General features: G+C 56.7%; 8 protein-coding genes. All 8 read left to right on the forward strand.

What is annotated here, in order from left to right; all coding sequences use genetic code 11:
- The first annotated feature begins 13 nt into the window (after positions 1-13).
- The 8 genes from ACF8FG_RS03895 (at position 14) to rfbA (ending at position 9,228) form a co-directional block, all read left to right on the forward strand.
- Positions 14-964, forward strand: a complete 951-nt coding sequence (locus tag ACF8FG_RS03895; RefSeq protein WP_162911981.1) for an NAD(P)-dependent oxidoreductase — start codon at positions 14-16, stop codon at positions 962-964.
- Between the two features lie 65 nt (positions 965-1,029).
- On the forward strand, positions 1,030-2,187 hold the full coding sequence (locus ACF8FG_RS03900; protein WP_014592015.1) for a glycosyltransferase family 4 protein: 1,158 nt from the start codon (positions 1,030-1,032) through the stop codon (positions 2,185-2,187).
- Positions 2,184-3,173: an SDR family oxidoreductase gene (locus tag ACF8FG_RS03905; protein ID WP_019439156.1), complete on the forward strand. Its 990-nt coding sequence runs from the start codon at positions 2,184-2,186 to the stop codon at positions 3,171-3,173. The genes ACF8FG_RS03900 and ACF8FG_RS03905 overlap by 4 nt, the downstream gene beginning before the upstream one ends.
- On the forward strand, positions 3,170-4,183 hold the full coding sequence (locus ACF8FG_RS03910) for a glycosyltransferase family 4 protein (RefSeq protein WP_019439157.1): 1,014 nt from the start codon (positions 3,170-3,172) through the stop codon (positions 4,181-4,183). Before ACF8FG_RS03905 ends, ACF8FG_RS03910 begins: the two co-directional genes overlap by 4 nt.
- A 6-nt stretch (positions 4,184-4,189) precedes the next feature.
- Positions 4,190-6,208: a nucleoside-diphosphate sugar epimerase/dehydratase gene (locus ACF8FG_RS03915; protein ID WP_019439158.1), complete on the forward strand. Its 2,019-nt coding sequence runs from the start codon at positions 4,190-4,192 to the stop codon at positions 6,206-6,208.
- A gap of 169 nt (positions 6,209-6,377) precedes the next feature.
- Positions 6,378-7,448, forward strand: a complete 1,071-nt coding sequence (gene rfbB, locus ACF8FG_RS03920; RefSeq protein ID WP_014592011.1) for a dTDP-glucose 4,6-dehydratase — start codon at positions 6,378-6,380, stop codon at positions 7,446-7,448.
- Positions 7,445-8,350 carry a dTDP-4-dehydrorhamnose reductase gene (rfbD, locus tag ACF8FG_RS03925; RefSeq protein ID WP_014592010.1) on the forward strand — a complete coding sequence of 302 codons (906 nt, stop codon included), beginning with the start codon at positions 7,445-7,447 and terminating at the stop codon, positions 8,348-8,350. Before rfbB ends, rfbD begins: the two co-directional genes overlap by 4 nt.
- Positions 8,347-9,228: a glucose-1-phosphate thymidylyltransferase RfbA gene (rfbA, locus tag ACF8FG_RS03930; RefSeq protein ID WP_014592009.1), complete on the forward strand. Its 882-nt coding sequence runs from the start codon at positions 8,347-8,349 to the stop codon at positions 9,226-9,228. The genes rfbD and rfbA overlap by 4 nt, the downstream gene beginning before the upstream one ends.
- Positions 9,229-9,287: the final 59 nt, after the last annotated feature.

The following is a 9,287-nucleotide window of genomic DNA, read 5'->3' on the forward strand; positions in this document are numbered from 1 at the left end:
TAGGAGCGGGAACTTGAAAATCCTAGTGTTGGGCGCAAATGGCTTCATTGGGGAACGTTTGATGACGGTCCTCGCCGAGCAAGCGCACTCGATTCGAATGTTAACCCGTAAGCCCGGGAAAGCATCCAGTGAAAAACTGGAAGTGCTATTGGGGGATCTCACGAGTGATACGCTGGACGTTGAACGTCTTGTAGATGGCTGTGATGTGATCATCAATTGTGCGGGTGAAATCAAGAATGAGCAATTAATGCCCGCTTTGCATGTCAGCGCGGTAAAGCGCCTACTCGATGCCCTTGGCCGCAGGGGCCGGGGAGCGCCTCACGTTCGCTGGGTACAATTGAGCAGTGTTGGCGCGTATGGACCAGCGGCGGGCAAAAGACGAGTGGTCACCGAGCAGACCGCACCTAATCCTCAAGGAATGTACGAGATTACCAAGACCGATGCGGACAAGCTGATCATGTCTCATGCTGCATTGCAGGGAGAGTCGGGTGACTGGGTAATACTTCGACCGTCCAATGTGTTTGCTTGTGACATGCCCAATGGTTCCATTCGTCAGTTGGCCAGGATCATTGGTAAAAAAATGTTCTTCTACGTTGGGCGCGAAGAAGCGATTGCCACTTACATTCATGCGAATGACGTTGCAGCAGCCCTTGCCTGTTGTTCGAGTGAGCCACGTGCAGCGAGGCAAATCTACAACTTGTCCAATGATTGCAGGCTGAGGGACGTGGTCGAGGCACTTGCAGATTGTCAAGGTGTTCAGCCGCCGAAATGGTGGTTGCCGGAGTGGCTAGTCAGAGTGGCTGTTTGGCTTGCTGGGAACATGATGCGTTTGCCGTTAACACAAAGTCGAGTAGATGCCCTGGTAAATAAAACTTCTTATCCTGCGGAGAAAATACGCAACGATTTGAATTTTACGCCTAAGTACAGCGTCCCCGTGCATATATGTGAAGTGATCCAAAAATAATGGAATTATGAATTGAAGGCTATTGGGTAATTTTATCTGTGACTGGCGCATTGGAATCTAACAGTATGTCAATTAAAGGTTTGCGGGTGGCACGGATTTCTACGGTCCCGTTTTTTGTGGTTACGCAGCTTAGCGCTCAATTGCGAGCGCTAAATGAGGCGGGAGCAGAGGTCGACGTGATCGCCAGTAACGACGACATGAGTGGATTGCTTCAGTCAAGGAAGGATCTGAATTTTATACCTGTCGAGATAGCCCGCGAAATCAGCCCGCTGAAGGATTTGCGCAGCCTGATAAAGCTTATCATTTTGTTCAGGAAGCAGGGTTATGACATCGTTCACTCCACGACGCCTAAAGCAGGACTGCTAGCGGCTATTGCTGGGCGGATCGCAGGTGTCAAGATACGTTTGCACACCTTCACAGGCCAGCCTTGGGTAACCATGAATGGGTTAAAAAAGCACCTGCTAAAATTTTGCGACGCGCTCATCGCCAGATTAAATACCCACAACTACGCCGACAGTGTCAGCCAGCGAGAGTTTCTCGTTCGAGAAGGTGTGATTCCACAAGAGAAAGTGTCAGTGATTGGCTTCGGTTCACTGGCGGGTGTTGATATGGATCGATTTGACTGTCAGCGTTTTTCACCGGAGGTGATTGCGCAGACCAGAAACGAACTCGAAATTCCTCAGGATGCCAAAGTTCTTCTCTTTGTTGGGAGAGTCACTCCAGAAAAGGGTATAGGTGAACTCATGGAGGCTTTCACCACGCTGAGGGCAGTGCATGCGGACCTTTTTCTCGTGCTGGTCGGGCCTTATGAGGCTGAAGGGCGAGAGGTTGTCGAGTCTCATTTTGCAGCGGGGACCGCGCACATAAAGGTGCTTGGCCTGCAGGAATTGCCTGAAAAATTTATGGCAGCGGCCGATTTGCTCTGTTTGCCGAGCTATCGGGAAGGGTTCGGTACGGTAGTGATCGAAGCAGCGGCGATGGGCCTTCCAACAGTTGGAACGGATATCTATGGCCTTAATGATGCTGTCGTCAATGGCGAAACGGGGCTATTGGTGCCTGTCCGTGACTCCGGTGCTTTATCCGATGCGATAGATGCTCTACTGTCGCACCCCCAGCGGCTGATTAGCATGTCCACAAAGGCAAAAGAGCGTGCGAGAAGGGACTTCGATTCCAGGCACTGCTCAGCGCTTCTAATCCAACAGTATGAAGGATTTTACAAGTGAGTCATTCAGCAGAGCTGTCAGCCGGTGAGCGCATTCTGGTGACGGGATCCACCGGTTTTGTGGGGGGCGCGCTGTTGAACGGGCTTATTGAGGCGGGGCGTTTTGACGTAGTCGCACAGTACCGTGAGAGGCCAGAAGCGATCAGCACTCTGGTAGACGCGGTATGTGTGCCTTCGATCAACGGCGAGACTGATTGGAAGGCCGCGCTGGAAAAAGTTGATGTTGTCGTACATTGCGCGGCGCGTGTTCACGTAATGAATGAAACTACGAACGATCCCTTGGCTGCTTTTCGTCGCGTGAATGTAGATGGAACGCTTGCACTTGCCCGCCAGGCAGCGAGTGCTGGTGTCCGTCGATTCATCTACTTGAGCTCCATCAAGGTTAATGGTGAGGAAACGAGCGAAGCTCCTTTCAACGCGCAGGACAACTGTTCACCTACTGATCCCTACGGTATATCCAAGTGGGAGGCTGAGCAGGGTTTGCTGGCCTTGGCAGCGGAGAGCGCAATGGATGTCGTGATTGTTCGACCGCCACTGATCTACGGTCCAGGGGTCAAGGCGAATTTCCTTAAGATGGTCAAATGGATGGATCGAGGTATACCGTTGCCTTTGGCGTCAGTGCACAACAGCAGAAGCTTGGTGGGCTTGAGTAACCTTATTTCCTTCCTGATTCATTGCATTGACCACCCAAACGCTGGCAACCAGATATTCCTGGTGTCAGATGGCCAGGATCTGTCGACGCCAGCTCTGTTATCGAAAGTAGCAGGCGCGCTAGGTAAATCATCCCGTTTGATACCTTTCCCGGTGTCATTTTTGTTGGGGCTGGCAGCCTTGGTTGGGAAAAAGGCAGAATTTCGCCGACTGTGTGGCTCACTGACGATAGACATTGAAAAAAATAGACGGTTGCTCGGTTGGCAGCCGCAGTCTTCGGTATCCGATGAATTGAAGCGAACTGTCAAAGCATATCGTCAGCAGGAATCCAAATGAGCCTTTGGTTGCTATTACCCATTACCGCAATTCTTTCATATTTTTTAACCGCCGCCCTTCGTCGCTATGCGCTCTCAGCGAGCATGATAGATGTGCCGAATGCACGCAGTTCCCACACCGTGCCCACTCCTCGTGGTGGTGGCGTTGCTATTGTGTTGTCGTTCCTTTTAGGGTTGGTAGTACTCGGAATCGTGGGAGTGTTGCCTGGCGCTCTAGCAGTAGGGCTTTTCGGGGCAGGTCTGATCGCAGCGCTGATAGGGTTTCTTGATGACCATGGTCATGTGCCTGCACGCTGGCGATTGCTCGGGCATTTTTCTGCCGCGGCCTGGGGCTTGTTCTGGATGGCAGGTGCTCCCCCCCTTGAGCTCTTTGGAACGGTTTTAGATCTGGGATGGGTGGGAAACGTTCTTGCGACCGTGTATTTGGTCTGGTTACTCAATTTGAACAATTTCATGGATGGAATTGATGGCTTGGCCAGTGGCCAGGCCGTGACGGCATGCATCGGTGGCGCATTGCTCTATTGGCTGGGCGGGCAGGCATCGCAACTGTGGCTTTGCGGCTTGTTGCTGGCCGCAGTGGCAGGTTTCTGGATTTGGAACTTCCCTCCAGCAAAGATCTTCATGGGCGATGCCGGCAGTGGTTTCCTCGGGATCATGATGGGGCTACTGGCCCTACAGGCTGCTTGGATTTCGCCCGCTTTTTTCTGGAGTTGGCTAATACTGTTAGGAGTGTTCGTTGTTGATGCAACCTGGACCCTGATTCGAAGGCTCCTGCGCGGGGAGAAGGTCCATGAGGCACATCGCAGTCACGGATATCAGTATGCGGCCAGGCACTACAAAAGCCACAGAGTAGTCACCCTCACTGTGCTGTTGATCAATGTACTCTGGCTGACACCACTCGCGTTGCTGGTGGGATCTGGGCTCCTCAACGGAGCTGGCGGTCTACTGATCGCCTATGCGCCGCTATGTGTACTGGCGGCAAAGTTTAACGCCGGGCGGCGGGAGGCCTGACTATCTATGAGACCAGGAGGCGATAACAAGATGCGCAGTTGGCTTCTACAGCTTACGCGGCGCCAGAAACGGTTGCTGCAATTGTCTACTGATGTGCTGCTGATATGGGTGGCGCTCTGGCTCGCGTTTGTGGTCCGTCTAGGCATTGAAGAGATGGCTAACCCCATAATCGACCATGCGTGGCTGTTCCTCACTGCTCCTTTGGTGTCCATTCCGTTGTTCATTCGCTTCGGTTTGTACCGTGCGGTGATGAGATATTTCGGTAACGACGCCTTGATCGCCATCATCAAGGCCGTGACACTCTCGGCGCTCATTCTCGGCTTCATCATTTACTGGGCTAGCAACCACCAGAATGTTGTGCCACGGTCCATCACCTTCAATTACTGGTGGTTGAGCCTGATCATGATCGGCGGTCTTCGCCTGGCCATGCGGCAGTATTTCTTGGGTGACTGGTTTGCCGCGGCTGTGCAGCACGTTCCTTTTGCCAGTAATGGCCGTGGCGATGGCCTGCCGCGAGTGGCCATCTATGGCGCCGGTGGTGCTGGCAATCAGCTTGCTGCTGCCCTGCGCTCTGACAAGGCCCTGCGCCCGGTTGCCTTCATCGACGATGATCCCAGCATCACCGACCGGGTGATTGCCGGCTTGCAGGTTTACCGCCCCGACCAGTTACAGGACATGATCGATGCCACGGGAGCGCAGGAAATCCTGCTAGCCATACCGTCCTCTACCCGCACTCGCCGTCGCGAAATCCTCAACTTCCTTGAAGGCTACCCGCTGCACGTGCGCAGTATTCCCAGCTTCCTGGACCTGGCCAGCGGTAAAGTAAAGGTGGACGACATCCAGGAAGTAGATATTGCCGACCTATTGGGTCGCGATGCCGTCCCGGCACAGGCTGACCTGCTGGAGCGCTGCATCGTCGATCAGATCGTACTGGTAACCGGTGCCGGCGGCTCCATAGGCTCGGAACTGTGCCGGCAGATATTGGGCCAGGGGCCAAAAACCCTGCTGTTGTTCGACCATAGTGAATTCAACCTCTACAGCATCCTCTCCGAGCTGGAGCAGCGCGTTGCCCGTGAATCCCTTACGGTCAGCCTTGTACCCATCCTGGGCTCGGTGCGCAACCAGTCCCAGCTTCTGGACATCATGCGCACCTGGCACGTCGACACTGTCTATCACGCAGCTGCCTATAAGCACGTGCCGATGGTGGAGCACAACATCACCGAAGGCCTGATGAATAATGTCATCGGCACACTGCACACTGCCCAGGCCGCGTTGCAGGCCGGAGTTGCCAACTTCGTGCTGATTTCCACCGACAAGGCCGTGCGCCCGACCAATGTGATGGGCAGCACCAAACGCCTGGCCGAGATGACCCTGCAGGCGCTGAGCCGCGAAGTGGCGCCGGTGCTGTTTGGCGACAGCAGCAACGTTTCGCAGGTGAACAAGACCCGCTTCACCATGGTGCGCTTCGGTAACGTGCTGGGCTCATCGGGGTCGGTGATTCCACTGTTCCACAAGCAGATCAAGGCGGGCGGCCCGCTTACCGTCACCCACCCCAAGATCACCCGCTACTTCATGACCATTCCCGAGGCCGCGCAGCTGGTAATTCAGGCCGGCTCCATGGGCAAGGGTGGCGATGTGTTCGTGCTGGACATGGGCGAGCCGGTGAAAATTGTGGAACTGGCCGAGAAGATGATTCACCTGTCGGGCTTCAGTGTGCGCTCCGAGCGTAACCCGATGGGTGATATTGCCATTGAGTTCACCGGGTTGCGTCCGGGGGAAAAGCTGTATGAAGAGTTGCTGATTGGCGATAACGTCATTGCGACCCGTCACCCGATGATCATGAGTGCCAACGAAGACTTCCTGCCCTGGGATACGCTCAAGGAGTTCCTGCGGCAGCTGATGGCGGCAGCGGCGGTTGATGACTTTGTGCGGGTACGGCAGTTGCTGCGCGAAACCGTGAGCGGCTATTCGCCGGAAGGCGAGATTGTCGACTGGATTTACCAGCAGCGGCGCCTGGAGCCCTGACCTTGCTTTGCAGCTAAACCTGCTTCCACAGGGCCGCAGCGCGGCCCCTGTATCTCCGCCATTCCAGCCTGAATGTCACGTTGCCATCGTCTTCGCTCTCGAATCAACCGCCGACAGTCTAGAATCCTGAAAGTGGAAGCGCAGACCCTGACAACGGAAGCAGACAAACATGACCATTTTGGTAACCGGCGGTGCAGGCTTTATCGGGGCGAACTTCGTTTTGGACTGGCTGGCCGGCGATGACGAACCCGTGGTCAACCTGGACAAACTCACCTATGCAGGCAACCTGCAGACCCTGAGCAGCCTGCAGGGCGACAAGCGCCATATCTTCGTGCACGGCGACATTGCCGATAGCCGGCTGGTCGCGGAATTACTGAATGCCCATCAGCCCCGCGCCATCATCAACTTTGCCGCCGAGTCCCACGTCGACCGATCGATCCATGGCCCGCAAGCCTTCATCGAAACCAACGTCGTCGGCACGTTCCAGTTGCTGGAAGCCGCGCGTGCATACTGGGGCAGCCTTAATGAGCCGGCGCGGCAGGCATTTCGTTTCCTGCATGTGTCTACCGACGAAGTGTATGGCTCTCTGACTGCCGACGAACCGGCTTTCACTGAAACCCACCAGTACCAGCCTAACAGCCCGTACTCGGCCAGCAAGGCTGCCAGCGACCACTTGGTGCGTTCGTACTACCACACCTACGGCCTGCCGGTGCTGACCACCAATTGCTCGAACAATTACGGCCCTTATCACTTCCCGGAAAAGCTCATCCCGCTGATGATCGTCAACGCCCTGGCCGGCAAGCCGCTGCCGGTATATGGCGACGGTCAGCAGATTCGCGACTGGTTGTACGTAAAGGACCACTGCAGCGCCATCCGCCGCGTACTGGAGGCCGGCAAAGCTGGTGAGGTGTACAACGTCGGCGGCTGGAATGAAAAGCCCAACCTGGACATCGTCAACCGCGTGTGCGCACTGCTGGACGAACTGCGCCCACGCGCCGACGGCAAGCCCTACGCCGAACAGATCACCTATGTAAGCGACCGTCCAGGTCACGACCGCCGTTATGCCATCGATGCCCGCAAGCTGGAGCAGGAGCTTGGCTGGAAGCCTGCGGAAACGTTCGAAACCGGCATCCGCAAAACCGTGGCCTGGTACCTCGACAACCAGGACTGGGTGCAGAACGTGCAGTCTGGCAGTTACCGTGACTGGGTAGAAAAAAACTACGCAGGGCGTTCTGCATGAAGGTGCTGCTGCTGGGCAAGGACGGTCAGGTAGGATGGGAACTGCAACGCAGCCTGGCCCCACTGGGGCAGTTGCTGGCGCTGAACGCTCGCAGCCAGGCATACTGTGGCGACCTGGCCAACTTGCCGGGCCTGGCCGAAACCGTCCGTGTCTACGCCCCCGATGTCATCGTCAATGCGGCGGCCTACACTGCCGTGGACAAGGCCGAGAGTGACCGTGAGCAAGCCTTCAAGGTAAACGCCGACGCCGTCGGCGTGCTGGCCCGCGCTGCCGCTGAATGTGGCGCGCTACTGGTACATTACTCCACCGACTATGTGTTCCCAGGGCAGGGCACCCAGCCTTGGCGCGAAGACGATGCCGTTGACCCATTGAATACCTATGGCGCCAGCAAGCTGGCCGGCGAGCAAGCGATCCAGGCTGCCGGTTGCCAGCACCTGATTTTCCGCACCTGCTGGGTGTATGCCGCACGCGGCAACAATTTCGCCAAAACCATGCTGCGCCTGGCTGCGGAGCGTGACAGCCTGGGCGTGATAGATGACCAGCACGGTGCCCCGACGGGTGCAGAACTGATCGCCGACATCACCGCCCACGCCATTGTCGCCACGCGCCGCAACCCATCCCTGGCTGGCCTGTACCACCTGGCCGCTGAGGGTGAAACCACCTGGTGCGGCTATGCCCGTTACGTACTGGAGCAAGCGGCAGTCCACGGCGTGCCGCTGAAAGCTCATGCCGAGAACGTCACCCCCTTGACCACAGAGGCCTACCCGACGGCGGCCATGCGGCCGGCCAACTCGCGTCTCGATACCCATAAACTGCAGAAGGCCTTTGCCCTGACCCTGCCAGATTGGCGCCTGGGTGTGGCTCGCATGCTGACGGAAATCCACGAGAAAAGACCACTATGAAGCGTAAAGGCATCATTCTGGCGGGTGGGTCGGGTACCCGCCTGCACCCGGCGACCCTGGCAATTTCCAAGCAACTGTTGCCGGTGTACGACAAGCCGATGATCTATTACCCGCTGACCACACTGATGCTGGCGGGCATTCATGACATCCTGATCATTTCCACCCCGCAAGACACCCCGCGCTTCGAGCAGCTGCTGGGCAACGGCCACCGCTGGGGCATCAACATCACCTACGCCGTGCAGCCATCTCCGGACGGCCTGGCCCAGGCGTTCCTGATTGGCGAAGACTTCCTCGGCAACGCCCCCACCGCGCTGGTGCTGGGTGACAACATCTATTACGGCCACGACTTCCAGCAGTTGCTGCGCAACGCGATGGACCGGCAAGGCAGCGCCAGTGTGTTCGCCTATCACGTGCAAGACCCCGAGCGTTATGGCGTGGTCGAGTTCGACGGGCAGGGTAATGCCATCAGCCTGGAAGAGAAACCGGCCAAACCCAAGTCCAACTATGCCGTGACCGGGTTGTACTTCTACGACAACGACGTGATCGAGATTGCCAAAAGCATTCGGCCATCCGCGCGTGGTGAGCTGGAGATTACCGACGTGAACCGCGCGTACCTGGAGCAGCACCGTTTGTCGGTAGAGATCATGGGGCGCGGGTATGCCTGGCTGGATACCGGGACGCATGACTCGTTGCTTGAGGCAAGCGGGTATATCGCGACGATCGAGCGGCGGCAAGGGCTGAAGGTGGCCTGCCCCGAAGAGGTGGCATTCCGGCAGGGGTGGATCGATGCCCAACAGTTGGAAACGCTGGCAGCACCGCTGGCCAAGACCGGTTATGGCCAGTATCTGCTGCGTTTGATTCAAGGCACGGTTTATTGAGGCAACAACCTCGGTGGGGCGGCGCCGCCATTCCACGGGCGGTTCAACCCGCGAAGGGA

It is taken from the genome of Pseudomonas sp. YQ_6, assembly GCF_043103245.1.
GTDB lineage: Bacteria > Pseudomonadota > Gammaproteobacteria > Pseudomonadales > Pseudomonadaceae > Aquipseudomonas > Aquipseudomonas alloputida.

Coding starts and splice junctions, on each gene's coding strand:
- ACF8FG_RS03900 (WP_014592015.1), top strand. CDS start 1,030: ATGTCAATTAAAGGTTTGCGGGTGGCACGGATTTCTACGGTCCCGTTT.
- ACF8FG_RS03910 (WP_019439157.1), top strand. CDS start 3,170: ATGAGCCTTTGGTTGCTATTACCCATTACCGCAATTCTTTCATATTTT.
- ACF8FG_RS03915 (WP_019439158.1), top strand. CDS start 4,190: ATGAGACCAGGAGGCGATAACAAGATGCGCAGTTGGCTTCTACAGCTT.
- rfbB (WP_014592011.1), top strand. CDS start 6,378: ATGACCATTTTGGTAACCGGCGGTGCAGGCTTTATCGGGGCGAACTTC.
- rfbD (WP_014592010.1), top strand. CDS start 7,445: ATGAAGGTGCTGCTGCTGGGCAAGGACGGTCAGGTAGGATGGGAACTG.
- rfbA (WP_014592009.1), top strand. CDS start 8,347: ATGAAGCGTAAAGGCATCATTCTGGCGGGTGGGTCGGGTACCCGCCTG.